This is a genomic window from Pararhizobium sp. IMCC3301 (assembly GCF_030758315.1).
Lineage (GTDB): Bacteria > Pseudomonadota > Alphaproteobacteria > Rhizobiales.
Genome location: NZ_CP132336.1, coordinates 3,312,061 through 3,338,175 on the forward strand (window position 1 = coordinate 3,312,061; position 26,115 = coordinate 3,338,175).

Annotated in this window: 20 protein-coding genes and 2 pseudogenes; 19 read left to right on the top strand and 3 right to left on the bottom strand. The window is 56.9% G+C overall.

The window, feature by feature from the left end:
- The first annotated feature begins 24 nt into the window (after nt 1-24).
- The 6 genes and pseudogenes from RAL88_RS16040 to RAL88_RS16065 all read left to right on the top strand — a co-directional run.
- Complete coding sequence (locus RAL88_RS16040) at nt 25-2,454, top strand: heavy metal translocating P-type ATPase (RefSeq protein WP_306264861.1); 2,430 nt, start codon at nt 25-27, stop codon at nt 2,452-2,454.
- Complete coding sequence (locus tag RAL88_RS16045) at nt 2,451-2,699, top strand: hypothetical protein (protein ID WP_306264862.1); 249 nt, start codon at nt 2,451-2,453, stop codon at nt 2,697-2,699. The genes RAL88_RS16040 and RAL88_RS16045 overlap by 4 nt, the downstream gene beginning before the upstream one ends.
- Nucleotides 2,696-4,660, top strand: a complete 1,965-nt coding sequence (locus RAL88_RS16050) for a phosphoketolase (protein WP_306264863.1) — start codon at nt 2,696-2,698, stop codon at nt 4,658-4,660. Before RAL88_RS16045 ends, RAL88_RS16050 begins: the two co-directional genes overlap by 4 nt.
- 14 nt (nt 4,661-4,674) lie before the next feature.
- Nucleotides 4,675-5,692, top strand: a pseudogene (gene gnd / locus RAL88_RS16055) (phosphogluconate dehydrogenase (NAD(+)-dependent, decarboxylating)).
- Nucleotides 5,693-5,746: 54 nt separating this feature from the next.
- Nucleotides 5,747-7,057 carry a glucoamylase family protein gene (locus RAL88_RS16060; protein ID WP_306264864.1) on the top strand — a complete coding sequence of 437 codons (1,311 nt, stop codon included), beginning with the start codon at nt 5,747-5,749 and terminating at the stop codon, nt 7,055-7,057.
- Nucleotides 7,058-7,197: 140 nt separating this feature from the next.
- Nucleotides 7,198-7,512: pseudogene (locus RAL88_RS16065) on the top strand (IS3 family transposase); the annotation flags it as partial.
- Nucleotides 7,513-7,860: 348 nt separating this feature from the next.
- Here the strand turns inward: RAL88_RS16065 and RAL88_RS16070 are convergent.
- Nucleotides 7,861-8,592 (bottom strand): Crp/Fnr family transcriptional regulator, encoded by a 732-nt coding sequence (locus RAL88_RS16070; RefSeq protein WP_306264865.1) that lies wholly within the window; start codon nt 8,590-8,592, stop codon nt 7,861-7,863.
- A 248-nt stretch (nt 8,593-8,840) separates the two neighbouring features.
- Between RAL88_RS16070 and RAL88_RS16075 the strand changes: the two genes are divergently transcribed.
- From RAL88_RS16075 to RAL88_RS16100, 6 genes are all read left to right on the top strand, one after another.
- Nucleotides 8,841-9,020 (top strand): hypothetical protein, encoded by a 180-nt coding sequence (locus RAL88_RS16075; protein ID WP_306264866.1) that lies wholly within the window; start codon nt 8,841-8,843, stop codon nt 9,018-9,020.
- A 210-nt stretch (nt 9,021-9,230) separates the two neighbouring features.
- Nucleotides 9,231-9,806 carry a hypothetical protein gene (locus RAL88_RS16080; RefSeq protein WP_306264867.1) on the top strand — a complete coding sequence of 192 codons (576 nt, stop codon included), beginning with the start codon at nt 9,231-9,233 and terminating at the stop codon, nt 9,804-9,806.
- Nucleotides 9,807-9,811: 5 nt separating this feature from the next.
- Nucleotides 9,812-10,279: a hypothetical protein gene (locus tag RAL88_RS16085; protein WP_306264868.1), complete on the top strand. Its 468-nt coding sequence runs from the start codon at nt 9,812-9,814 to the stop codon at nt 10,277-10,279.
- A 12-nt stretch (nt 10,280-10,291) separates the two neighbouring features.
- Nucleotides 10,292-10,624, top strand: a complete 333-nt coding sequence (locus RAL88_RS16090) for a hypothetical protein (RefSeq protein WP_306264869.1) — start codon at nt 10,292-10,294, stop codon at nt 10,622-10,624.
- Nucleotides 10,625-10,769: 145 nt separating this feature from the next.
- On the top strand, nt 10,770-11,876 hold the full coding sequence (locus RAL88_RS16095) for an IS5 family transposase (RefSeq protein ID WP_306269724.1): 1,107 nt from the start codon (nt 10,770-10,772) through the stop codon (nt 11,874-11,876).
- A 236-nt stretch (nt 11,877-12,112) separates the two neighbouring features.
- Nucleotides 12,113-13,065 (top strand): IS630 family transposase gene (locus RAL88_RS16100; RefSeq protein WP_306264870.1). Its coding sequence is split into 2 segments (ribosomal slippage): nt 12,113-12,449 and nt 12,449-13,065, totalling 954 coding nucleotides; the frame shifts between segments, so codons are not numbered across the junction.
- A gap of 329 nt (nt 13,066-13,394) precedes the next feature.
- Here the strand turns inward: RAL88_RS16100 and RAL88_RS16105 are convergent.
- The gene (locus RAL88_RS16105) at nt 13,395-15,713 is read right to left on the bottom strand and encodes a phage/plasmid primase, P4 family (RefSeq protein WP_306264871.1); all 2,319 of its coding nucleotides are present in this window, start codon (nt 15,711-15,713) and stop codon (nt 13,395-13,397) included.
- 436 nt (nt 15,714-16,149) lie between these two features.
- Between RAL88_RS16105 and RAL88_RS16110 the strand changes: the two genes are divergently transcribed.
- Nucleotides 16,150-17,451 carry a phenylacetate--CoA ligase family protein gene (locus tag RAL88_RS16110; RefSeq protein WP_306264872.1) on the top strand — a complete coding sequence of 434 codons (1,302 nt, stop codon included), beginning with the start codon at nt 16,150-16,152 and terminating at the stop codon, nt 17,449-17,451.
- Between the two features lie 47 nt (nt 17,452-17,498).
- Here RAL88_RS16110 and RAL88_RS16115 read toward each other — a convergent pair whose 3' ends face one another.
- On the bottom strand, nt 17,499-18,311 hold the full coding sequence (locus RAL88_RS16115; RefSeq protein WP_306264873.1) for a hypothetical protein: 813 nt from the start codon (nt 18,309-18,311) through the stop codon (nt 17,499-17,501).
- 304 nt (nt 18,312-18,615) lie between these two features.
- On the opposite strand from RAL88_RS16115, the gene RAL88_RS16120 reads away from it, so the two are divergent.
- The 6 genes from RAL88_RS16120 to RAL88_RS16145 all read left to right on the top strand — a co-directional run bounded on the left by RAL88_RS16120 (nt 18,616) and on the right by RAL88_RS16145 (nt 26,115).
- Nucleotides 18,616-19,599, top strand: a complete 984-nt coding sequence (locus RAL88_RS16120; RefSeq protein ID WP_306264874.1) for an HEXXH motif-containing putative peptide modification protein — start codon at nt 18,616-18,618, stop codon at nt 19,597-19,599.
- 301 nt (nt 19,600-19,900) lie between these two features.
- Nucleotides 19,901-20,998, top strand: a complete 1,098-nt coding sequence (locus RAL88_RS16125) for a histidine kinase dimerization/phosphoacceptor domain -containing protein (protein WP_306264875.1) — start codon at nt 19,901-19,903, stop codon at nt 20,996-20,998.
- Between the two features lie 456 nt (nt 20,999-21,454).
- Complete coding sequence (locus RAL88_RS16130; protein ID WP_306264876.1) at nt 21,455-22,468, top strand: sugar ABC transporter substrate-binding protein; 1,014 nt, start codon at nt 21,455-21,457, stop codon at nt 22,466-22,468.
- A gap of 118 nt (nt 22,469-22,586) precedes the next feature.
- On the top strand, nt 22,587-23,597 hold the full coding sequence (locus tag RAL88_RS16135; RefSeq protein ID WP_306264877.1) for an ABC transporter permease: 1,011 nt from the start codon (nt 22,587-22,589) through the stop codon (nt 23,595-23,597).
- Entirely contained in the window at nt 23,594-24,562 is a 969-nt protein-coding gene (locus RAL88_RS16140; protein ID WP_306264878.1) for an ABC transporter permease, read from the top strand. The genes RAL88_RS16135 and RAL88_RS16140 overlap by 4 nt, the downstream gene beginning before the upstream one ends.
- A complete protein-coding gene (locus tag RAL88_RS16145) occupies nt 24,559-26,115 on the top strand; it encodes a sugar ABC transporter ATP-binding protein (RefSeq protein WP_306264879.1) in 1,557 nt (518 codons plus the stop codon). Before RAL88_RS16140 ends, RAL88_RS16145 begins: the two co-directional genes overlap by 4 nt.

Below are 26,115 nucleotides of genomic sequence, written 5' to 3' on the forward strand. Positions count from 1 at the left end.
TGGCGCCCGCGAAAGGAAGACACGATGAAAACGAGCGTGATTAAAGTTGGCGACATGTTGTCGGTATGGAGCCTCGATGAAGTGGAAAGTCGGATTGGCGAGGTGCCCGGCGTTGAAAGCGTTACGGTGAATTTCGCAGCGGAAAGCGCCACGGTCCGCTATGACGAAACCCGCGTTGCGGTTACCGAAATCAAATCAACTGTGCACGAGCTTGGCCTGCAATCCGCCAAGCCCGCTGAGAATGTGCCCGTTGCCGAAGATGCGCCCACCGGGAATCATAAAGGCCACATAGACGTGAGTGAACCGGATGCAACAGTCCTATCCACCGAGCCGAAATCAAAGGCCGATGTCCCTGCCGCCACGCACGACGCACATGCAGGGCATGACCGACACGACGACACGGTGTCGGATGCATCGAAGCCTTCAGCTGACAAGCAACCCAACAAGCCGAAACAACCATCCGGCCATGCGGGCCACGAAAGCCATGACAAGCACCAGGGCCACTCTCCCGCGATGTTCCGGGACCGCTTCTGGCTATCACTGGCTGTCACTGTTCCGGTTGTCATCTGGTCTGCCCACATCCAGGACTTGCTTGGCTACCAAGCCCCGGCGTTCCCCGGATCGGACTGGATGCCGGCTGTGCTCTCCACGGTGGTCTTCGTCTACGGTGGTCTGGTTTTCTTGCAGGGCGCGTGGCGGGAACTGACAGACCGGCTGCCGGGGATGATGACCCTGATCTCGCTCGCCATCACGGTTGCCTTCGTGTTCTCATGGGTCGTTCAGCTTGGGTTGATTGACTCGAGTGCTTTGTGGTGGGAGCTGGCAACGCTGGTCACGATCATGCTGTTGGGCCACTGGATCGAGATGCGGTCCATCAACCAGGCCCAAGGCGCCCTGAAGGAGCTGGCAAAGCTTTTGCCGGACACCGCAACGCGGATCACCGATGCGGGCGAGGAAAAGGTCGACATCAGCGCCTTGCAGAACGGTGACCTGCTGCTGGTGCGCCCGGGTGAGAGCGTTCCCGCGGATGGCGTGGTGCGCAAGGGGACAAGCGACATTGACGAGGCGATGATCACCGGCGAATCGAGACCCGTGAAAAAAGGGGAAGGCGACGAAGTGATCGCCGCTACGATCAACGGAGAGGGGTCCCTGCGCATCGAGGTCACCGGAACGGGCGACAAGACCAAGTTGTCCGGCATCATGCGACTGGTGGCCGATGCTCAGACGTCCAAATCCAGAGCGCAGCATCTGGCCGACCGCGCAGCCCGGCTTCTGACCGTTACAGCGATCGTTGCTGCCGTCGTAACTTTCGCGACGTGGCAACTGGCAGGGGCAGCGATAGACTTTTCCGTGGTGCGGATGGTGACGGTTCTGGTGATCGCCTGCCCGCACGCTCTAGGGCTGGCGGTGCCGCTGGTGGTGGCCATCTCCACGACACTGGGGGCCCGCAACGGCCTTCTGGTCCGGGATCGCCGCGGGCTCGAGGAGGCCCGCAATCTCGACACGGTGGTTTTTGACAAGACTGGAACATTGACGCTGGGCGAGTTCCGGATCGTCGCCAGTTCGGTCGCGGATGGCTTGGACGAGGACGAGGCCCTTCGCATCGCGTCCGGTATTGAAGCTGAGTCCCAGCATCCGATTGCACGGGGGATCGTGAAGACTGCGGAAGACAAAGGTATCGCGGTCCCATCGGCCGACGGATTCCGCGCGATCACCGGCAAGGGCGTTGCAGCCACGATCGATGGTGTCGAGTATCACATGGGCGGACCCGCGCTGCTCAAGTCAGAAAACGTCGATGTTCCACCGGCGCTTCAGGCGGCATCCGAAGCCGCGGCCGGCAATGGACAGGCGGCGATCTATCTCGTCCAGGCCGGCAAGGCCTTGGCCGTCTATGCCGTGGCGGATGCGATCCGCGAGGAAAGCCGCGAAGCCATCGCGGCGCTGCATGAACGGGGCATCGAGGTCGCGATGCTGACAGGCGACGCGCAGGCGGTGGCCGATGCAGTCGCCAAGGAACTTGGCATCGATACCGTATTTGCGGAAGTGCTGCCCGACGACAAGGCGTCGAAGGTCCGCGAGTTGCAAGCACAGGGCAAAAAAGTGGCAATGATCGGAGACGGGGTCAATGACGCACCCGCCCTTGCCACCGCAGATATCGGGATTGCGATCGGCGCAGGGGCAGACGTGGCCGTCGAGGCTGGGCATATCGTGCTGGTGCGTTCGGATCCCCGCGACATCCCCCGCATTATCACGCTGAGCCGGGTCACATACCGCAAGATGAAGCAGAATCTGTGGCTGGCAGCCGGCTACAACATCTTCGCCATTCCGCTTGCCGCCGGTGTACTTGCGCCATGGGGTGTCCTGCTCACGCCGGCCGTGGGCGCGATACTGATGTCGGCAAGCACCGTCGTGGTAGCGATCAACGCGCAACTGTTGAAGCGGGTCAAATTATGAACGCTTTAGCGGGCAACGCACCCGCAATCCTCACGCGCATTTGCGAAGGCCTCGGCTTTCTCGGCGTACAACTTGATGAAAACCGGAACGCAGTCGGCGAGCCACTCATTTCCGCCGATCAGGGCCATGTCCAGGTGCGCGTCATTCAGACAGACGAAGATGTGATCATCGCAAGAGCCGTTTTCCGAATGCTCGCCGATACCCAAACCAGCCCGGCGCGCCCACTTCGAGGAGTAGCCCCATGAACAAGCCGCTGTCGTCGGACCTCATCCAAAAGATGGACGTCTATTGGCGTGCAGCCAACTATCTCTCGGTTGGTCAGATCTATCTGTACGATAACCCTTTGCTCGAAATTCCCTTGAGTCTTGAGCATGTGAAGCCGCGACTGCTCGGCCACGGGGGTACAACTCCGGGGTTGAACTTCATCTATGTCCATTTGAATCGCATTATCAACAAACATGACCTGAACATGCTGTATGTCACCGGCCCGGGGCACGGTGGCCCGGGCCTGGTGGCCAACACCTATCTCGAGGGTAGCTACAGCGAGCTCTATCCGGACATCTCTCTGGACGAACCTGGGATGAAAAAGCTGTTCAAGCAGTTTTCCTTTCCCGGAGGCATTCCAAGTCACGTCGCGGCGGAGACACCGGGCTCCATCAATGAAGGCGGTGAACTCGGCTATTGCCTGTCGCATGCCTACGGCGCAGCCTTCGACAATCCCGACCTTCTGGTCGCTTGCGTCGTGGGAGATGGCGAGGCGGAAACTGCTCCACTCGCCACCAGCTGGCACTCGAACGAGTTTCTCAATCCGGTGCATGACGGCGCGGTCCTGCCGATCCTGCATCTGAACGGCTACAAGATTGCGGGCCCCACCGTGCTTTCCCGCATTCCCCGTGACGAGCTCGAATCGCTGTTCCGCGGCTACGGCTACACGCCGCACTTCGTCGAGGGCGACGACCCGATGGAGATGCATCAACTCATGGCCGCGACGCTCGACACCGTGATCGCAAACATCCGGGACATCCAACAGGACGCCCGCGCCAATGGATTCAAGCTGCGTCCGCTCTGGCCCATGATCATCCTGCGCTCGCCAAAGGGCTGGACCGACCCGAAGGAGGTCGACGGCAAACAGACCGAGGGCACATATCGCTCGCACCAGGTGCCGATGGGCGACATGAGCCACCCAGGGCACGTGAAGATTCTGGAAGAGTGGCTGGCGAGTTATCGCCCGCAGGAACTGTTCGACGAGACCGGCAGGCTCCAACCCGAACTCGCTGAACTGGCCCCGCGCGGCCCGCGACGGATGGGCGCCAATCCGCACGCCAACGGCGGCCTGCTGCTGCGCGACTTGCACCTACCGGACTTCCGCGATTACGCGGTCAAGATACCAAAACCTGGCAGCGCGAGCGCCGAAGCAACGCGCATCCAGGGCCAGATGATCCGCGACGTGGTGAAACTCAACCCCGAAACTTTCCGTGTTTTTAGTCCGGACGAAACGGCGTCGAACCGCTGGGGTGCCGTGTTTGAGGTGACGAACCGTTGCTCGACCGCGGAAATCGTTCCGGGCGACGACCACGTCGCGCCGGACGGCCGGGTGATGGAGGTCCTGAGCGAGCACCAGTGCGAAGGATGGCTCGAAGGATATCTGCTCACGGGCAGGCATGGCTTCTTCTCATGCTACGAAGCCTTCATCCACATCATCGATTCGATGTTCAACCAGCATGCCAAATGGCTCGACGTGGCAAACCACATTCCATGGCGACGGCCAATTGCTTCGCTGAACTACCTGCTCTCGTCACACGTGTGGCGGCAGGATCACAACGGTTTCAGCCATCAGGATCCGGGCTTCATTGACCATGTCATGAGCAAGAAGGCAGAGGTCATCCGCGTCTATCTGCCGCCCGACGCCAATACCCTGCTCTCCGTTACCGATCATTGCCCGGACGGAGAAACGCTGCAAGCAGTGAGTGCGTGCGCGGAGCGTGTGATTGACCGGATACGGGTGCTCGGCGGCAACGTGCTCGTCTTCGCACATCGCGACATCCTGCGCGTCCTCTCAGTCCGTTGGCTCGGCCTTCCCGCGGCAGACGCCCGGCATCTATATCTTGACACCGCCGCACTCAGCATTCTTGGGTATCATCACGACTCGGTCGAGCCGGTCATTCGTCTGTGGAACGAAACGCAACCGTCAGACAATCAGTTCTGAAAAAGGAAAGTACTATGCAAATCGGAATGATCGGTCTTGGAAGGATGGGGGCAAACATGGTGCGGCGACTTCTTAAGGAAGATCACAAGTGTGTGGTTTTCGACAAGTCGTCCGAAACGGTGGGGCTGCTGACACAGGAAGGGGCTATCGGGGCTGCTTCGCTATCAGATTTCGTGGAAAAGCTGCAGATACCGAGGCAATCTGGATGATGGTTCCGGCTGCGTTGGTGGAGCAACTTATCTCGGACATTCTGCCACAGCTTGACCCCAGTGACATCCTCGTCGATGGTGGGAACTCTTACTACGTGGACGACATGCGGCGTGCCACGGAACTTGCGGCCAAGGAGATTCACTACGGCGATTGCGGTACCAGCGGCGGCATTATGGGGCTGGTGCGCGGCTACTGCATAATGATCAGCGGCCCGAGCACCGCGGTGAAACGCCTCGATCCAGTATTAAGAACGCTGGCGCCTGGAGCAGGCGACATTGCTCGCACTCCAGGGCGGGAGAAGTCAGGCGGCACAGCCGAACATGGCTACTTGCACTGCGGCCCAAGCGGTGCCGGTCACTTTGTCAAGAAAGTACATAACGGCATCGAATTTGGCCTCTTGGCATCGTATGCCGAGGGCATAAACATTTTGAAGCACGCCAATGTAGGCAAGAGCGAACGGATCGCTGATGCAGAGACAACCCCGCTTCGCGATCCCGAGGCGTTCCAGTTCGATCTCGATCTCGGTGACATCGCCGAAGTGTGGTGGCGCGGCAGCGTCATCGCCTCATGGTTGCGGGATTTGACAGCGACCTCCCTGATCAAGGATCCGACACTTGCAGCGTTCGGTGGAAGTGTGTCGGATTCCAGAGAAGGCCGGTGGACGACAAGGCGGCGATCGATGAAAATGTGCCAACTCCAGTGCTCAGCACGGCGCTATACGCGCGATTCAGCTCGCGCGGCGAGGCGGATTTTGCCGACAGTCTTACGTCCTCGATGCGATTTGAGTTCGGCGGACATGTCGAAAAGTCAACCGATGTGTAGGGCTGCCAAAAGGGAGAGCCGCGTTCTGTCGGCGCTTGCAAACGGAGGGCCATCATGAAGCGGCAGCCGCACGCTGGTTCTCCAAATGCTGGGGAGGAGAGACTGGATGCGCTGCAGCGTCATGCCTTCGATTACTTCCTGAACGAAACCAATCCCGCGAATGGCCTCGTGGCCGACAAATCGCAGCCGGGCGCCCCTGCGAGCATTGCGGCTGTAGGCTTCGCGCTCGCGGCCTATCCCGTCGGTGTCGAGCGCGCATGGATCTCACGTATCAGCGCAATCGATCGGACCCTGACGGTGTTGCGGTTCTTCTGGAACAGTCCCCAGGGTACCGGCTCTGAAATGACTGGAGACAAGGGCTTCTACTATCACTTTCTCGATATGACTACCGGGCGGCGCGCAGGCTTTTGCGAGCTGTCAACCGTCGATTCCGGCTTCCTGCTGGCCGGTATGCTTGCCGCAGCGGCGTATTTCGATCAGGACAGCGAAGACGAGCACGAGATACGGACGCTGGCCGACGCCCTCTACCTCCGGGCGGACTGGCAATGGGCGTGCAACGGCGGCGCGACGATCACCCACGGGTGGACTCCCGAACGCGGATTTCTGCCTTACCGATGGGAAGGCTATGACGAGGCTGCTCTTTTGTACGTACTCGGCTTGGGCTCGCCGACCCATCCTCTCGCTGTAGAGAGCTACGTAGCGTGGACCTCGACCTACCGATGGAAGGAAATCTACGGCTACGAACTCATCTACGGCGGCCCCCTGTTCATCCACCAGTACTCGCACATCTGGATAGACTTCTGCGGAATCCAGGATGCGTTCGCGCGAGACAAGGAGATCGACTATTTCGAGAACAGCCGCCGCGCGACCTACGTCCAGCGAGAGTACGCGATCCGCAATCCGCTCGAATTTGTGGGCTACGGAGAGAACTTCTGGGGCTTGACCGCGAGCGATGGGCCCGGCTGGACGATGCGCCACGTCAACGGCATCGATCGCACCTTCTTCGACTATATCGCCCGCGGGGCACCGTACGGCCCTGACGACGGCACGGTGGCGCCGTGGGCCGTGGTGGCGTCGCTGCCATTCGCCCCCGAGATCGTGTTGCCGACGATCAAGCATTTTCAGGATGTATATCCGCAAGTTACCGGCGAGTACTGCTTTCGGTGCAGTTTCAATCTCAGCTTTCAGAACGAAGCAGATGCCGATTCAGGCTGGACGTCGCCCTATCACTTCGGGATCAACCTTGGTCCCGTGGTGCTGATGTGTGAGAATTACCGATCGGGCTTACTGTGGCGGTTGATGCGTGCATGCCCTTGCGTAGTCACAGGGCTACGGCGCGCGGGATTCACGGGTGCTTGGCTGTGACGGCTGTGGAGGATTGCAATTGATGAAGGAGATATCGATCGTCGGTGGAGCGCGAAAATGGGTAAGCAACTGGCAAAGACCTCCATCGGTGGGCTGGATCTGTCACGGTTTGGTTCCGGTTATTTGAGAGCGATACCCTGCGCAGGCTACCGCCCGGTTACATGCACCATACGGACCGCGGAAGCCAATATTGCGCTCATGACTACCCAAAGCTTCTGCGCAGGCACGGGCTGCAACCATCGTTGAACGGAAAGGGCAATTGTTACGACAATTCCGCCATCGAGAGCATCTTCAAGTCCCTGAAAGCAGAACTGGTCTGGCGCAGGAATTGGCGACCCCGCAGAGACGTGGAAGTTGCCCTCTTCGAATACATCATCGGCTTCTACAACTCGCGCCGCAAGCGCTCAGCCCTCGGCTGGAAATCCCCCGTGGCCTTCGAGCAGAAGGCCGCATAACATGAGCACCGACCGGAACAGAACTGCGACAGGTCCAAACCGTGACGCTGCATGTCCCGTTCCGCCTTGTGAAGCGTGGCGGACGCAAGGAGATGCAGACGCCGCCGCCCGTCGCCAAGCTGATGTCACGCTCGTCAAGGTGTTGGCACATGCCTTCCGCTGGAAGACGAACACCGCCGTTCGAAGGGAGAGTGGGAGCCGCGTGAAAATCGTTCCTGCCAGACGGATGAACTCAGGGCCACACCTCACAACTCGTGCAGCAACGCCGGTCGTAGACAAGCATGATGTCCGCGACGGCTAAGAGACTGGACGCGAGATTACGGACGTTCGAGGAAATTTGATTTCCAATCACTTCAGCATCGGCGCGTAATCGTCGAGGTAGGCGACGTCGAAATCGGCGAATGCAACCAACCGGTCGAAATCGTCGAACGAAACGTGACCATTGCGAAACGTCAGCATGCCTTCCTCCCGCAACTGCCGCAGGACACGGTTGATATGTACGGCGCTGAGCCCAAGGGCGTCGGACAGAACGTGTTGCGACAGTGGACAGTCATAGCCGTCCAGCTTAGCAAGTCCGACGAGCTTGAGCCGTGCCCCCAATTCAAGCAGGAAATGTGCCGTGCGTTCCGCGGCGTCGCGTCGCCCTAGCCCGACCAGATGTTCGACGACCATCGCCTCGTCGCGCGATGCGGCCCAGAGGACGGCCGTTGCCAACCGCGGCGTCCGGGTGAAGGCGTCAAACAGATCGCCGGCCTGAACCACGGAGGCTTCGACCCGTGTGATTGGCTCGATGTTGTGGTCGGAGGTGCGAAACAGCAGGCTACGCAGGCCCAGAAAATCGCCCGGCACCTGGATATCGACGATTTGCCGGGTTCCATCGCGAAGGATCTTGAAGGAAATGGCCCAGCCATTGGCAAGAATGTAGGCGGGCTGGTTTTTCTGGCCCTCATGGATCATGTCGACCCCCGGCACGAAGATCCGTCGTCGTTTGTGAAGCTGAGCAAGAACGTCGAGGTCGTTATCGGACAGCACAACATATGATCCGAGTTTCCTGGTCAACGGACTGTTCTGAATATTCAACACTTTGCCCTTTTGAAGTACAGCGAGAACGGGACCCGAATTGGTGTGAATCATACATATTCCAGGGGTTTTCGCCACAGACTGCTCTAGATCAATCCAGAATAAATTATCTATGCGAGTATTGCGACTCAAAAATTCACGGTTCGACCGACCTGTCGATCTGTGCGTTCACATTGGAGGGAACTTCGTACATGCACAACTTATCAGACGTTTCGGGAGCGGCAGCGCTTGCGATCTGTGAGTCACTCTTGCTGGCGCTCAATGATCACAAGATCCTTCCGGAAATCGAAATCATCGGCATCCTTCGCGATGCCGCGGCGGCGCACGGGCCGGTGCCTGGGGAAAGCGTGAACGAGGAGTTGCACATCGCGGTGTCGGATTTGATCAACCGAATCATTGCGGGCGGCAATTCCGTGCGTCGCCCTTAATCGGCGGTGCCAACGGGACAACGTGACAAAAAGCGCCGCGCAATCAGAATTGGTGGCGCGGGCGATGTCGGTACGCCGCGGAATGTGGTGTGGTTGCACCGCCGCAATACCGTGCGGCGGATCGCTGGCCTTCAGGACATGGCCGCTGCGAATTGACGGCATGCGAATCTGAGAAACAGCAATATTTCTGCCACAGACCAACCTGGATCAGTGCGCCTACAACTTCGGCAGGCGAGAATACTCACGGTAGCGGAGATTCCAGTTGCCGTCCCTGCGCTTTCACGAGTGTCGTCCATTCGGGACCGCCTGTTCGAAGAAATGCCCAGTGCTGTCCGGCGAACGTCGCGCGACACTGGCGCAGCAGAAGACCTTTGGATCCTGCTCTACAGCCGAATGACCGGCAGCAACGCGATTGATGTGGCGACTGGAATCACATCGACGGTTCTTCCCGATATCGCCGCGCAACCCGTGGCCATTTTGATCGGTCTGGCCATCCACTTAATTCTGGCCGTTGCCTTGGGTCTGGCAGTCGCTGGCCTGATCCGTTGGGGGGACCCCCAACTTGCAGGCCGCACATCAGAGATGTCTCTGATCATAGCCATTTTGGCGGCGGTCTGGGTGGTGAACTTCCTGGTTGTTCTGCCGATAGTTAATCCTTCGTTCGCTCACATCGTGCCACTGCCTGTCAGCCTCGCGTCCAAGCTTTTGTTCGGGGTTTCTGCTGCGTTCGCACTGCGGCTGACGGTAATGACGGGCGCTGACTTTCAAACACTGCAAAAGGAGTAAAGAACATGTCAAATGAAATCATTCTGCTCATGCATCCGACCTTCGGCGCATTGAGTATGTTGGCTGCGGTCTGGGTCTTCGTCGAAGCCCTGAACGCAAGCCAACCCGGCGTCGCGCGAATGCGAACGGCCGCCACAATTTCTGCAGTGCTGATGTGGCTGGCTTACTTGACGGCCGGATATTTCTACGTCCTGCTCTACGGCCCAGACAAGGAGGTCATCAAAGCTGGCCCCTGGCCATTTGCCCACAACCTCGTCACGGAAACCAAAGAGCATGTGTTTCTGATGTTGATCCTGCTGGTGACCTTTCTGCCCATCGCCGCAGCCGGACCGGTCGCCACAAATCGCGGCGCTCGCCGCGTCGTGCTGTGGAGCTCGGCATTTGTAGTGTTGCTGGTTCTGGCAATGGAAGGCGCTGGCGGCATCATGAGCCTGGGTGCGAAACTTGGCTATGCGGCCAAGATCATCGGATAGAGGAGAGATATCATGGCTACTCAAGTTTCCAACGCAGCAACGGACGACAATCTGGTTGATGCCCGGATCACTGGCTACGGCATGGCATATGCCTATACGGTGTTATTCAGCGCAGCTCTGACCGTTCTGAAAGAGCTGACCCCGCCACTACTTAACCTGATGAAGGCCTTGGGCCATCATTGGGTCACACAAGGCGGCCTTAATCTGATCGTGTTCTTTGTGCTTGCAGCAATGCTGGCACGCAGTGGACGGCAGATGGAGGGCGGTAGGCTGGCGTTTTGGATCGCGGGATCGACGGTGGTAGGGGCCCTGATTATTTTCGGGTTCTACTTGGTCGAGCTCTGACAAATCGCCAAAGGGGGAGTTTGCCAGAACCAAAACGTGGTCCGAAATCCGGTTTGCATACCAGCTAGCAGGTTGCTGAAAAACCCTCTCGCCAATCCGGGCTGATTGTGATTCTGTTGTTGTGGATAAAACGGAGGGATTTGTGGTGCGTGGTATCGAGAATTCTGACGCTGGTCTGTTTTCCTATATCCGGCTTGAGGAGCGTGTTCCTGCCGATCATCCGCTGCGGGCGATCCGGGCGTTGGTTGATGAGGTTGTCGGCGGCCTGAACGCACGCTTTGAGCAGCTTTACTCGAAGGTTGGCCGTCCCTCGATCCCGCCGGAATATCTTTTGCGCGCGACGCTGCTGCAGGCTTTTTATTCGGTGCGCTCGGAACGGATGCTGATGGAGCAGATTGATTACAATTTGTTGTTCCGCTGGTTTGTCGGGCTGCCGATGGATGGCGCAGTCTGGCACCCGACGGTGTTCACCAAAAACCGTGACCGTTTGCTGGAAGCGGATGTGGCGCGAGACTTTCTGATGGCGCTGCTGTCGCTGCACAAGGTCAAGCGGCTGCTGTCGGACGAGCACTTTACCGTTGACGGCACCCTGATCGATGCATGGGCCTCGATGAAGAGCTTTCGGCCAAAGGATGGCTCCGGTGAACCGCCTGCGCCGGGCCGCAATGGCGAACGCAACTTCCGCAAGGAGAAGCGTTCCAACGAAACCCATGCCTCGACCACCGATCCGGACGCACGGCTGTTTCGCAAGGGCAATGGCCAGAGCGCGCGGCTGTGTTTCATGGGCCACGCGCTGATGGAGAACCGCAACGGGCTGATCGTTGACACGGCATTGACCCTCGCCAGCGGCACTGCGGAGCGTGAAGCCACATTGGCGATGCTCGACCGTCGCAAGCATGGCCAGCGTATCACACTTGGAGCCGACAAGGCGTATGATGTGACCAGCTTCATCGGCGATCTGCGCAAACGCAAGGTGACGCCGCATATCGCAGTCAACGGCACGCTCAGCAAGCTGGGCAAGCCGCGCAAGACGGCCATTGACGGGCGCACGACGCGCCATTGCGGCTACGCCATCAGCCAGCGCATCCGCAAACGTGTCGAAGAGGCCTTCGGCTGGACCAAGACGCAGGCTGGATATGGCAAGGTGAAACTACGCGGTAGACCAAAGGTCGAAGCCGTCTTCACCTTCGCCATCGTCGCCTACAATCTGATCCGAATACCGAAGCTTTTAAATGAGGCTGCGGCGACATAGAAAAACAACCGGCGAAAGGCCGAAAACAGCATCACGAAGCCATACTATCAGACCCGAAGATCGTAAAAAAAACCGCCAAATCACACAAAACCACACCAAACGCCCAACCGGAAGAAAACAAACCTGTTTTTCAGCAACCTGCTAGAGCAATTTTCGCTCTGACGGAATCGATACGGGGTTTTCAAATCGGTTGATCTTTGATTCAACATCGATGCTGGGCAAGGAGGCCAGCATCGATGACAGCACCTCTATCCAACGATCTTCGTCTTCGTGTTGTGCAGGCTATTGAAGCTGGTCTTTCGCGGCGGGCAGTTGCAGGCAGGTTTGATGTTTCCATCGCCTCTGCGGTGCGCTGGTATCAGCGCTTCAAGCGAACGGGCAGCGTTGAGCCGGATGCCATTGGCGGCGACCGGCACAGTCACCGTGCCGAGGCCCATGCAGCCACGGTGCTGGGATGGATCGAAGAGAACTGCGATATCACGCTGGTTGAGATTGCGGACCGGCTGGCTGCGCAAGGCCATGTTTTTGCTCCGGCCACGATCTGGCGCCTCTTGAGCCGTCACGATTATACGGTCAAAAAAAGACCGCCCATGCTTCAGAACAGGAGCGTGCCGATGTGAAGACCGCCCGTGAGGCCTGGTTTGCAGATCAACTGGAGCTTGCACCGGAGCGGCTGATCTTTCTGGATGAGTGCGGAACCAACACCAAGATGGCGCGCCTTTACGGCCGTTCCAAACGGGGCGAGCGCTGCCGGGCAGCCATTCCCCACGGCCATTGGAAGACAACGACACTGGTCGCAGGCCTCTCCACAGACGGTATCATCGCGCCCATGATCATGGACGGGGCCATGGATGGCGAGATGTTCTCAGCCTATATCAATACATTGTTGGCGCCGTGCCTGATGCCCGGCGACATCGTCATCATGGACAACCTGCCCGCCCACAAAGTTTGGGCCGCGCGTGAGGCCATCGAGGCTGTGGGCGCAACGCTGCTCTTCCTGCCGCCCTATTCGCCCGATTTCAATCCCATCGAGAAGGCCATCGCCCAGATCAAGGCGTTCCTCAAGAAAACCGCAGCCCGAACCAAACCCGAGCTCGATGCTGCTATCGCAAAAGCAATCGACGTCGTCACCCCGCAAAACGCCGAAAGCTATTTCCAAGCATGCGGATATCAAACTGATACAGTGTGAATGGATTCTGCTCTAGCAGCGCTTTCTGACGCGCCTTTATAATTTCCTGCTGTTTCTCGTTTTGATCGAGTTGCAAACGAGGTTTGGATAAAATCGAAATCTCTGAAACACCGGGGCTCCGCGCACCCCCCGATCCGACCGGGGCTTTGGAAGGACCCGCAGCGACGTCTCAATTTTGCGCCCAGAGGAGGAAGTAAGTGAGCCTGCGACAAGTGCGTCATGTCGTCCGGTTTATCGCCTATACGGGTACAAAACAGAAGGGGAAATACTCTCTAGGCGATAAACCGGAAGACTTGTCGCACTTGTCGCAACTCAAGGAAATCAGTGACTTACAGAACATCGAAATCACCCACTTGTCGCAAGGCCACCCGCAGCCCACGGTAGCCACGCCCCCGAATTCCGCTAGTGTCCTTGATCGCCTCAAAACCACGCTGCGAAAGCGTCTCTGGAAAACTGCGCTTCCGTGTTCCGGGGGCTTCGCCGTTCTCATAGGCGTAGGCGCTCCAGGAATCCCAGAGATTCCCTGTCGTGTCCGCTTCATGCTTCCCGGTGATGCAGCATTCCTCAATCCACTGGGCAAAAATGTCCTGTTCCGCAAAGTAGGCGTCTGTCGCTCGCCGTGCGACTTCTGGGCGGATCAGCCCGTTAGCCTGCCAGTCCAGGCAACCCTGGATCATCCATGACAGGATTCCCGGCCACTCCTCGCGAAGTTTGGCAGGCAAATTCGCGTCCTTCGATTTGGGGGGATGATCGAACGGCAGAATGATGAACCGCCGCTTCACGGCTTCATCCACACTGGTCAATGTCGGGGCGTTGTTCCCCACGATCACCAGCTTCATTTGTGGCGTAAATTCAAAAGAGTTCTGGCGCATGAATCGCGCCGTAATCTTGTCCCCGCCCGTCAGCGACTTGATCCGGTTTTCTGCCCAGGCCCGCCCCTTCTCTGTCTCGGACGCCCAGGCCAACCGCGCGCCATCAAGTCGGGCAATCTCTTCGGGGTGCGCGTCGTGCTTTGCCGCCGTCAGGGTTGAGGTCGCCACGTTGATCGCATATTCGCCCAGGATGTCAGAAAGGGTGTTGATCGCTGTCGATTTGCCGGAACCGCCTGGGCCATAGACGAACACCAGCGCGTGTTCCTTCGTCATGCCGGTCAGGGAATAGCCGCCCCACATGCGAAGGAAGCGGACGGCTTCAGCGTCGCCGCCCAAGGCTTCGTCCAGGAAGGCCAGCCAACGCGGGCAGTCCCGCGCCGGGTCGAACCGTTCCAGGGGGACGGGCGCGCTGGCGGTAAGGCGGGACACATGATCCGCCGGATCGCCGGGACGCAAGTTGCCCGTCAGAAGATCGACGGTCCCGCTGGGCGTCCCAAGAAGCCACGGATCGCGATTCCAGTCCACTGCTGTGGCCACGAATTCCCGAACCGTCCGCGCGCCCCGCTCAATGGCTTCCCAGACGTGGACCTTGCGAAGTGGCTTCGCCGCCGGGTTGTCTTCGGCCATGTCCGTTGCCAGCTTGCGGGCGTAGTGGTGGGCCAGCTTCGTCTCCTCACGCCGCCAGGAATTGCCGTCGAACCGGAACCAAGTCCCCGCCGCGTGATCGAACCGCAATTCGTCCTTATAGGCCGTCGTGAAGGCTCGGATCACGCCGTCTTCGTCCAATTCGAAGTTCACGTCTCCCGTGGCACGCGCGCCGCCCAGAACAGCCTCTATGTCGTCGTCATAGACCGCTTGGGCGTCATCCAGTCTGTCGAACAGATCAATGATTTCCGCGCCTTCCCCAGATATCCGCGCGAGGGCGTTTCGAAGTGTCCGGTTCTGTTGTCTGTCGCCCGCGCGGGTCCACCATGCGCCCGCGTCGCCGTCGTCTTCAGCAATGGCGTCGCGCGCTTCCTCTTCGGACTTGCCTTCGCGGAATCGGTCGCAGAGGAATTTGAAGCCGACGCCAGAGCCCGACTCGTCACCACCCTTGGGGCCACGCTTGCCCGCGCGCCGCTTGAACGCGGGGCCATGGTCCCGCACCAGCCACTCCAGATCGGCGCGCGTCACGGGGCAGATGGTTGACACGTCGCCGACACGATCTTCCGTCACAGTGAAATACCGCCCACCCAAGAACAACGCGATTTCGGTATGGCCACCCAAGGAGAATTCAGCACCGCCTTTCGGCGTCACCAGCCCCGCGTCCTGCAAGGCGGCCATGTCCGACTCTCGGCAAAGGAACAGGATGTGGAGTCCCGTGCCGCTGGGGGACAGTTCGGCGTAGCTGGCGAAGCGGTTGACAACGGCGGACGCCCAAGGGGCAAGCGCGTCGGTGTCGGTGTCGAGGCAACCGTCCAGATCGACGCCACAAAGCCGCCAACCTTCCTCCTGGGCGAGCGGGCCGAACATGACGCCAACGCCCGCCGAGCGGCCATCCGCGAGCTTCTGGGCGCGCCCTTGCGCCGCCTTGTGCGGCCCCCAGGTTTCCGGGCTATCGGACTTCGCCATTCGACCCGTCCGGGGCGTATAAGGGACCTTTGAAGGTTTGTCCCTGCCACGCCGCAATTCGTCCCGCCATGCGACCCAGATTGGGGTTCCCTTCAGGTCGTCGAGGGTGAAGGCAGGCTTGCCACGGGCCTTCATTTTGTGGTATCGAGATACCGCGATGGTCATTCGTATGTTCCTTAGCTGGTGATTTGCACAAGTTCCCGGTTCGCAACGCCGCCGTCCCGGATACCCCCTGGGCGGTGGTTTCCGTTTCAGCGTGGAAAGGTAGGGTGATGGTCCTCCGCAAGCGGAGGAGAGGGCATTTTCGGTGGGACATTTTCCCCGAAAAACCCTGATAATTCGTGGGACTTTTGAGTGTCCCACTTTCTGTTAACTAGCTGATATATAGCGGTTTCTGTATTCCGCCCCCGGGCACCATTTTCAAATCAAATACTTAGCTTGAAATCTGCGTGTTGTGTTTGACCATTCGCAACCGGGCGGCAGCATATTCATTCGGTGCGCCAGATCTGGTCGCATTCCATCTACTGACTCGCAAAGACTGTTCCGCAGCAGTCTGAAATCGTATAGTCCTTCTCACAGTTTCAAATTCTGGTTGATTACTATGACCCAATCAAATCAGGCGGATACGTTGCGGGATATCCTGTCCAAGACAGAGCGCCTGCCAACATATTTGTTGGATGCTTACCAGAACCGCTCACTGGAAATCATGCTGCGTCACGCACATGAAAACACGAGCTTTTATCGGGATCGCCTTGCTTGCCTATTTGATGAAATGGGTGACATCAATCTGGATGCACTGCAAAAGGTGCCGATTCTCACCCGGTCTGAAATCCAGGCCGAACCTCACCATCTTTACGCAGATGAAGTGCCAGAGAATTCAGGCATCAAGGTTGATTCATACACATCCGGATCGACCGGCCAGCCGCTGAAAATGCGCTACAGCAGCATCAACGGCGAGGTCGCTCGCGCGATCCATCTGCGGACCTGCATCTGGAACGGCATAGATTTCGACAAGAAATTGGCTGAGATTACCAGCTCGGCAATTGCGGATGTGCTCGAGCAACCTGATCAGAGCAGGAGCAAATGGAATCCCTGGGGAACTGGAGATCATTTTTTCCTTAGCTTGAAAACCTCCAGTTTGGACGACCAGTTGCAATGGCTTTCACGGATTAACGCCACTTATCTGAAGGGATTTCCGACAGTCTGTTGCACCATTCTTCAGGAAGCCGACCGGCAGGGCATAAAGCTCAATCTTGAAAAAGTTTTCACCAGTGGCGAACTGGTGCCTGATCTTATGCGGGAGGCAAAGCCGGAGCATTGGCCGGATGTGGTCGATATTTATGGAACCACGGAAACCGGAATAATCTGCAGCCAGTGCAAGTACGGAACGTATCATGTTCACCGGGAAAATGTATTTTTGGAAATTCTTGATGATGCCGGCAATCCAACTGCCACCGGTGAAATCGGTCATGTTGTCGTGACGGCGCTTTATAATTTCGCAATGCCATTCATTCGATATGCTATCGGCGACTTTGCGGTCGCTGGTGATGATCAATGCGCCTGTGGCATTTCCCTGCCAACTGTTCAACGCATTGTCGGGCGCGAGCGAAATTATTTCAGGTTTCCGGATAACCACCATTTCTGGCCATTTGCTCAGTCAAGCCAGATCAGGAAATATGTCCCGAACCGATTTCGCCAGATTGCTCAGGTTTCAGATTATGGAATTGAATTTCGCTACACACCGGAGGCGGAAGACCAATTCGAAGATCCTGCCGGTTTGCAGCGCTATCTGGCCGAATGCCTGCATCCGGATATTCAGCTTGAGCTCGTCAGAGTCCCCATCCCGGTTCGAACACGCGGCGAAAAACACCTGGAATATATCTGCGAACTGAAACGGATTTAGGCCTTATCCATTTGATGTGATTTCAGAGCAGACGACCGCGATTGCGCCTAGCCGATTTCTGGCTTGACAGTGTTTTTGCTCGGCTCAATTGATTGAAGCAAATTTGGCGGGATCGCTGACTCAATTGGATCGTCTTCACGATGGCGGGCTTTTAGAGGCTTGTCGGATCCCAGATACAGCCTGACACCGCCAAACACTCCGTAGTCACCATCTTCGTCAACGATGCCGTCTGCGTAGAATGCAAGATTTGAAAGACCGGCAAACTCTGGCAGGATTTCAAATCCGGCAACGCCGTAGCTCTTGTCGAGTTGATAGCGATAACCGGCATAAAGCCGCAAATCATCTATCGGATAAAACGAAAGCGTCGACCCGGCCAAAACACCGTCTGAATCGCCAAATTCAGCTCCAATCAAACCGCTGATTGTGACGTTATCAAAGTAATATTCAGCTTCAACTGCTGCATTACCAATATCTTCGTATGCACCCCATTCAACATGGGTGTAGGATCCGTACAATCCCACCAATCCAAAATCGGGATTACGCCAGAACAGGTGCCCACCAACGCCGCCAGAAACCTCGTCGCCATCGCGCAAAGCACCCATTGCATCCAGCTGCACACCGTACCGATGTCCAATTGGAGCCGTCACGGAGCCCGACAGAACAGACAGGAAATCATCGTCCAACACGCCAAATGCGGCGGCGACTTTCGCATTGATTGCCGAAACAGCGGGCTTGTCCCCGTATGCTGCTTCTGGTGAAGAGACTTCCAAATAGGTTAAATCAGCCGCATACACGGAACTGACTCCTGCGGAAAGTATGACGATCAAAGCCGTGGAATTCAGTAGATGGTTGCGTTTCATAGTGTTCTCCCAGTATTGAGTCTTCAGTACATTATTGACGTTCCGATGAAAAGCGGTTCTTAGTGTTGCAACGAGGAGAAAGTTATGTCGAAAATCATTCTTGATAATCAAAAGTTGCTGGGCACCGACCGCGACGGGCGCCAGGTTGGCTCAGAAAAAGTCGGCGAGCCTAAAGGCAAGATCGATCAGCAGAAGTAAGAACACAACTTTTTCGTGTTGTGCAGTTGCCATTCGAAATGATGCCATTGGCTGATTTGCAGGCCTCTTGCCGCGCTTGTAACTGCCGGCAACCAGTTGGGCTGATTTGTTTAATCCGACCGCTAATTCCAGCAAACGCCTGATTCAGCGCATGAGCGGCGCGCTTGCGTTGAGCCTGGATCATATTTTCGAACAATCTGAACACAGCCTGGATATCGGCCAGCGTGCAAAAGAAATCCTGCTGTCCCGACTTCACAATGGGAGTCGGGAGAGTCCCGCACTCTATGCCCTCCATTTTCTTCTGATAAACCAGATCAGGCGAGACTCTCTGACGTCTGCGCAAGCCACTATCAACCGGATCTTGTCGCTCTCCCCCGCAGATATCGGGACAGTATCGATACAGCTTGGCGCACCAGAGGCTCACGCTGACCTCGTGGTCATTCTACCGTTTCTCGCAGAGGGAGAGGATGCCCGATTTTCATTTGTCGAGCCATCTGCCAGGCAAGCAGAACTGGCACTGCAGCAAATTGACGAAGCCCTTCAAATGCTGCGCGTCGGCGCTTTCCCTTTCCATTCCGAAATTGGTGAAATCGTTCCATGGATTGTTGTCGCGGCCGGAAAACCTACCGAAATCAACGAGGACCCGGAATCATCATTTGGCGGTGCTTCGGCCCTGCGCGCTTTTGGAGCCGTTCTGCAGAATGCCGACTTGCAAGACAGTGTGTTTGATCGTGCACTGTCATTGGTGCATGAAACATCGCACCATGTTTTGTTTGCACACTCCCCGAAAGATGGTGTTGTTACCAATCCCCCAACAGAGCTCTATTCGTCGCCATTGAGAACTGACCCAAGGCCCATGGAAGGCATTCATCATGCCACTTTTGTCCTTGCGCGCATGGCATTGGTTGCAAGGCAATTGCTGGAGTCTGGACTATTAAGCAAGCAGGATAATGAATTGGCACGCGAGACCATCGCCGATTCTCGCACCCTGTTTGCAGATGGGCTCGAAACACTTGATCAATATGCAAATTACACGCCATTGGGTTCGCAGGCGATAGACGAAGCGCGTGCTTTCATGGCCTCGCTTTAGAAACAAGACTGGCATCTAGTCGAAATTAAAACAGTGGCTTATAATTCTCGAAAAATTCGGCTTCTTCGCTGATTGCTAAAAATACAATGACTTATGGGATTCGCGCCAGAGACCTGGCATAGATCTGCTTCCATAGTAGCTGCGCAAAATTCACCGTTGTGGCGGTTCACCCTTGCGAGACAGGACCAGATGGCGGACTGTAACGCAATCCGGTTACATGGGCCGATAAAAAGCGTGTTGTGCATCACATTTGGACTCGCTAAAGACCGCTCTCAATTGTTTGAGGAATTGGAATCTGGCGATGGTGCCTGTGAAACATCCGGACGAGCAGCTTCGGCTTAACTCGCTTCGGTCCTACAACATACTGGATACGGCCGCTGATACTGATTTCACGGAAATCGTCGAGCTGGCGGCGGCCATTTGTGAAACCCCGGTTTCGCTGATCAGCTTTGTCGATAGTGACCGGCAATGGTTCAAGGCGCGGGTAGGCTTCCCCGAAAGTGAGACGGGTCTGGATCGATCCGTATGCGCCCACGCCCTTCTGGAAGGTGACTATCTGGAGATCAACGACATGGGCTCTGATCCAAGAACTTCTGACAACCCACTGCATACTGGCGATGTCGGGGTGAATTTTTACGCCGGCGCTGTTCTGGTTGCGCCCGACGGCATGCCATTGGGTACTTTATGTGTTCTTGATACAAAGCCGCGGGAATTAACGCCGGTGCAAAAGCAGGCGTTGATGGTTTTGTCAAAACAGGTGGTGAAACAGCTGGAGCTGCGCAAAAGATTGCAAATTGAAGTCTCCTTGCGCCAGGAGATTGACCACCGGGTCAAGAATTCGCTTCAGACCATAGCGTCGATCCTGAGAGTATCGACACGACAGGTAACGGATGAAGCGGCCATTGAAATTCTGCAACTGGTGGAGCGCAGGTTAAACTCGGTTGCGGCCCTGCACGTGGAACTCATGGGCAAGGATGAAAATTCCGGTGTTGATGCGGGGCATTATTTACGCCGCGTGCAGGATCTGTTGCAACAGGTAATGCCTGACAATATCTCGATGTCGATCGATTATGTTGACTGCGCTCTGGAGCAAAGCAAAGCCTCTGCGATTGGCATGATCGTAAGTGAATTTGTCGCAAACTCGGTTAAACACGCATTTCCCGATGGCGCGTCCGGAGAAATTCAGATCGCGCTCACGCAAACGTCGAACGACCATCTGTTGCTGACCTGTCGTGACAACGGAACCGGTCGTGCACTCCCATCGCAGACACCTGATCTCTCTTCTGGGCTGGGCAAGCAAATCATGTCATCGGCAGCCATTCAGCTGGGCGGAAATCTTCAGGAAGACTTTCACGCCAGTGGAACCGCCTTGACAGTCGAGTTCAAAAACCGGCGTTGAAAACACTGTGCCGGTGACAGCAAACGCGACTGAGTTTCCATATATCTTTCTTGAGCGACGCTGGATTCATCGTTCGTTTCATCAATACATTATGCGTTCAGGAATTCGCCTGAAAACCCTCAAACCGGTCGGCCTCGTCAGGTCCTGCGCTTTGCCAAGGGCTGTAATTATAACCGTATTGCGCAGCAAATGTTCTAGACATTGTCAGAAGACCGCGACTTCAGACCTGTCCGCTCATCAGTTGCGCGTGACCAGGCGCGATCCAGCCGCATTCTCTCCCACTCGGACCGCTGCTTGAACAAAACCGAAAGGCGGCATATTTCGGCACCATCCGTATTGACACACTACCATGGTAGAGTAACATGACGGCGTGAGATCACCATCGAACCCGGTCATGATACACTTGGTCGGGGCAGGGTGATCACCTGATTTTGGAAGTTAACGGGAGGACTTTAAATGTCTTTGAAACGCCTTATCACCACTTTGATTGTTATCGGAGCGGTTCCGACGGCTGCGCTGGCAGATCCGTCTTCGCGCATTGCGCTGATTCCCGGTGGTCCCCATCCCTATTTTGCAGCCTGGGAACAGGCCGGTGCTGATGCTGCCAAGGAATTCAACCTTGGCGAAGCAACATATAAAGTACCGCAGAAATGGGAACTTGGACTGCAGAACCAGATGCTCGAAAGCCTTGTCACGCAGGGCTATAACGGCTTTCTGATTTTCCCCGGTGATCCGGTTGGAACCGTCGCAATCGCCAATGAACTGGCCGATACGGGTGCTCCTGTTATCGCTCTTGCCGGCTGCCTGAAAGACCCTTCAGACGCTCAGTTCTGCATGGGAACGGACACCGGAAATTCCGCCTATCTCGGCACCAAGGAATTGCTGAAAGTTCTTGGAAGCGGCGCGAAAATCGCTCACTTTACAGGCTTTCTGGTGGACCCCAACACCCAGCTGCGCATTGACGCGGTGGAAAAAGCCGCACAAGAAGGCGGCGCGGAAGTCATCCAGGTCATTGCCGATATCGATGCACCTGAACCTGCCGAGGAAAAGATAAACGCCTATCTGGCAGCCCATGCCGGTGAGGTTGACGGCATCATCACGACAGCCTGGGTGCCGGCCGTTGTCGCATCATCCGCTCTGCGCAAGATTGGCGACAAGCGCATCAAGATGGTCGGCATCGATCATGATGAAGTTGTCCTGAAAGCGATCAAGGATGGTTTCGTCCACGGCACCATGCTGCAGAACCCTTATGGCCAGGGCTATATCGGTTCCTATGCGGCAGACAAGCTGCGTACCGGCTGTACTATCAAGGCTGACGCGCCGTTCAAGAGCAACGCTCTGACCGACAAGTTCATCGATTCCGGCACCGTGTTTGCCGGCGTGGATGATGTCGACAATTATGTCGGGTCCATGCAGGCCATCACCAAAACTCTTTTTGATGGTTTTGAATCGACTTATCTCGATTGTTGAGTTTAATGTTTGGCGGAGCCTGATCCCAGGCTTCGCCAATTCTTCTTCCATGATGTGAGACGGGCGCAAGTATGAAACTGACGTCCCGCACAATCAATCTGATGCTTTCAAGGACATGATGGCAAATACCTCTCAGCAAGATGCGCTGCCGCGCTTTTCTGCCACCCGGCTCCTGTTAAGCAATGAATTTGGCCTGCTGGTGCTGATCGTGTTGTTTGCAACCATCTTTGCCACCATTTCTCCGGCATTTCTGTCGAAATTCAGCCTTTATGCGCTTGGCCGCACAGCTGCGGTCAATATCATGATTGGTTTTTCCATGATGGTCGTCATCATCACAGGCGGGCTCAATCTGTCGGTCGGTGCTATCGGCGTGTCTGCTGCCATGTTCGGCGGGCTTTTGATGGAAAGCGTCGGAATGCCATGGCCGCTTGCTGTTGCAGGGGGCCTTGCGGTCGGCGCGGGCCTTGGCGCCATCAATGGCATCATCATTGTGCGCACCGGTCTGCACAGTTTCATCATCACCCTGGCGACGATGAGTATCTTTTTCGGTATGATGATCTTTCTCACCCATGCTGAGTCCTATCGTGGTATTTCCCCGGTCTTCACCGCATTTGGACGGATGAAACTGTTCTCGATCTTTTCGCCCTTGTTGCTGGTCACAATTGTTGTCGCCCTGGGTCTTTCGGTGTTGTTTCGCTTTACCGCGCTGGGCCGCGAATTTCTCGCCACCGGTGCCAATGAACGCGCAGCCGAATTGTCCGGCATCCGTGTCCAAAGAATGATTACCTATTGCCATATGCTGTCCGGTGTTCTTGCCGGAATTGCCGGGTTGATGCTGGTATCGCGCACCGGTGCCGCGATACCCTCGATGGCCGGGCAACTCGGGCAGGACTGGCTGCTGCCGGCTTTCCTGGGTCCCGTGCTGGGCGGAACATTGCTCACCGGCGGACGCGTCTCGGTGCTTGGCACCTTGCTGGGGTCGTTTCTGGTCACCATGCTCACAACCGGTCTGCTGCTGATGCAGGTCGGCGCATTCTGGGTGCAGACCTATCTGGGCCTGCTGCTGCTGTTTGCGGTTCTGGTCGATCTCGTGCGCCGGTCTTATCTGAAGCGGAGAAAGTTGATATGAGCACCCGCTTCTGGGAGTCCGACTGGTTCGGACCATTTGTCATTACACTGGCTGCGATTGTCGTTGTCGGCGCGCTCAATCCGTCCTTTCTGTCACCGTTTAATATTCAGGTGCTGCTGCTCGCCATTTCGGTCAACGCGCTGATCGCGTTTTCGCAGATGATCATCATTGCCATTGGTCAGATGAATCTTTCGGTTGGTGCGATCGGAGGCCTGGCGGCGATTTCCTTTGCCGGAATGATGCAGGTCTGGGGCATGCCCTGGCCCATTGCCGCGGCGCTCGCTCTGAGCATCGGCTTGCTGGCAGGTCTTGCCAACGGCGTGCTGGTGGCCTTCACCGGTATCTCGGCATTTGTCATCACCCTGGCCAGCCTTTCCATCTACAAGGGCATCAATCTGGGTATTACCGAAGCCCAGCCGTTTTACGACATCCCGGACATCGTCAAGTCGCTGGGCAATAACACGTTCATCGAGCCATTGCCGTGGCTGGTAATCCCCTGTGTCCTGGCGGCGATCGCGCTGTGGTATCTGCTCAACCGGCTGCCTCTGGGACGCTCGATCCTGGCTGTGGGCGGCAATGAACATGCCTCCGAATTGTCGGGTATTTCGGTGCGTCTTGTGGTCATCGTCGCTCATGCAATTTCAGGTGGGCTGGCGGCGCTGGCCGGCATCATGCTGGTCGGACGTCTGCAATTGGGCCAGCCGACCATTGGCGATGACTGGCTGATCCTGTCCTTTGCCGCCCCGGTCATTGGTGGTGCGATTCTGTCCGGCGGTCATGTCAGTGTGGCCGGCACCCTGCTGGGCGTTATTATCGTCGCGATTTTCACCCAGGTACTGGTGCTGTTCAATATCGATCCGTTCCTTGTTCAGGTCGTGCTCGGTGGGCTGATCCTGTGGGCGGTCGGCGTCAATCGTTGGCGCGAAGTGCGGGCACAGCGCCATGCCGGGCAGGTTCAGGCATGAGCGATACCACTCTCAAAACTGTGTTCCACGCTGACAATATCACCAAGACATTTCCCGGTGTCGTGGCGCTGGATGAGGCGCGCATAACCCTGTCGGAAGGCTCGATTCACGCATTGCTGGGTGAAAACGGCGCCGGAAAATCAACCCTGATCAAGGCGATTACCGGCGTTCACCAGCCCGATTCCGGCACCATGACGTTGAATGGCGAAGTATTCGCGCCGCACAGCACCAGAGATGCCATAGCCAAAGGCGTTGGCGTGGTGCATCAGGAGCGCAATCTGATCCCGCGCTTTTCGATTGCGGAAAACATATTCCTGGAAAAGCTCAGCGCTCATCCGATGCAGCCGATCAATTACCGGCAATTGTTTCGTGACGCGCGCAAATGGCTGGATCTGCTGGAGATCGATGCTGATCCATCGCTTCCGGTCTCGCGTCTCAGCGTCGCAAAAACCCAATTGGTGGAAATCGCCAAAGCCTTGTCGCTGAATTCCAAAATCCTTCTGCTCGACGAGCCGACCGCCTCTTTGACCTCGCACGAGACCGACACCTTATTCGCCATTCTGCGCCGCCTGAAAGGCGATGGCGTGAGCCTGATGTTTGTCAGCCACAAGCTTGAAGAAGTGCAGGAAATTTGTGATCAGGTGACCGTCTTGCGCGATGGCCGCAATGCCTGCGAGAGCCGGCCGCTGGCAGGCCTTGACCGTCAGGCAATCGTGCGGTTGATGATTGGCCGCAACGAGCAGATCCCGGATTGGTCGGCGCGCGATCGCACCGGCGAAGAGACGGTTCTGGAGCTGAAGAATGTAGCGACCTCGCTTGGCCATAAAGGCATTAATCTCAGCCTCCACAAGGGCGAAATTGCCGGGCTTTACGGCCTCGTCGGCGCGGGCCGCAGTGAACTTGCAAAAGCGATCCTCGGTAAATTTGCGATCACTGAAGGATCGGTTCTGCTGCACGGCAAAAAGGTCGAGATTAAAAGCGTCGCCGATGCCGTTGGCAAATATCGCATCGGCTATGTCAGTGAGGATCGCAAGAGCGAGGGTCTGATATTACTGCATTCGGTGCTGGAGAATGTCGGTGTCCCGGTCTGGCGCCGGCTTGCAAATCTGTTTTCACCGCTGACCAATCGCGCCATTCGCGAACACACCGAGCCCTATATCCGCAAGCTTGAAGTGCGCACACCATCGCTTGACCAGAATATGGGCAATCTGTCCGGCGGCAATCAGCAGAAAGTCAGCGTTGCCAAATGGCTCGCCGCCCAGGTCGAGATCCTGATTATTGATGAGCCTTCGGTCGGTATCGACATCAAGACCAAGGCCTATCTGCACGAGCTTATCCGAGAGCTCTCCGATCAGGGAACCGCAATTCTGCTGATCACCAGCGATATGCCGGAGATGATAGCGCTGGCAGACCGCATCATCGTGCTGAACGATTATCAGGTCCGCGGCGAAATCAACAACAGCCGCGAATACGACACCATGAGCCAGCGCATCATGAACCTCATTCAGGGCGATGAAACCCCGGCCGAAGCAATGGCCCCCGCTGCGTCGTAA

What these genes read in the sequence shown, in the direction of transcription:
- RAL88_RS16040 (WP_306264861.1), top strand. Translation starts at nt 25, where the DNA reads ATGAAAACGAGCGTGATTAAAGTTGGCGACATGTTGTCGGTATGGAGC.
- RAL88_RS16045 (WP_306264862.1), top strand. Translation starts at nt 2,451, where the DNA reads ATGAACGCTTTAGCGGGCAACGCACCCGCAATCCTCACGCGCATTTGC.
- RAL88_RS16050 (WP_306264863.1), top strand. Translation starts at nt 2,696, where the DNA reads ATGAACAAGCCGCTGTCGTCGGACCTCATCCAAAAGATGGACGTCTAT.
- RAL88_RS16060 (WP_306264864.1), top strand. Translation starts at nt 5,747, where the DNA reads ATGAAGCGGCAGCCGCACGCTGGTTCTCCAAATGCTGGGGAGGAGAGA.
- RAL88_RS16085 (WP_306264868.1), top strand. Translation starts at nt 9,812, where the DNA reads ATGTCAAATGAAATCATTCTGCTCATGCATCCGACCTTCGGCGCATTG.
- RAL88_RS16090 (WP_306264869.1), top strand. Translation starts at nt 10,292, where the DNA reads ATGGCTACTCAAGTTTCCAACGCAGCAACGGACGACAATCTGGTTGAT.
- RAL88_RS16105 (WP_306264871.1), bottom strand. Translation starts at nt 15,713, where the DNA reads ATGACCATCGCGGTATCTCGATACCACAAAATGAAGGCCCGTGGCAAG.
- RAL88_RS16110 (WP_306264872.1), top strand. Translation starts at nt 16,150, where the DNA reads ATGACCCAATCAAATCAGGCGGATACGTTGCGGGATATCCTGTCCAAG.
- RAL88_RS16115 (WP_306264873.1), bottom strand. Translation starts at nt 18,311, where the DNA reads ATGAAACGCAACCATCTACTGAATTCCACGGCTTTGATCGTCATACTT.
- RAL88_RS16125 (WP_306264875.1), top strand. Translation starts at nt 19,901, where the DNA reads ATGGTGCCTGTGAAACATCCGGACGAGCAGCTTCGGCTTAACTCGCTT.
- RAL88_RS16130 (WP_306264876.1), top strand. Translation starts at nt 21,455, where the DNA reads ATGTCTTTGAAACGCCTTATCACCACTTTGATTGTTATCGGAGCGGTT.
- RAL88_RS16135 (WP_306264877.1), top strand. Translation starts at nt 22,587, where the DNA reads ATGGCAAATACCTCTCAGCAAGATGCGCTGCCGCGCTTTTCTGCCACC.
- RAL88_RS16140 (WP_306264878.1), top strand. Translation starts at nt 23,594, where the DNA reads ATGAGCACCCGCTTCTGGGAGTCCGACTGGTTCGGACCATTTGTCATT.
- RAL88_RS16145 (WP_306264879.1), top strand. Translation starts at nt 24,559, where the DNA reads ATGAGCGATACCACTCTCAAAACTGTGTTCCACGCTGACAATATCACC.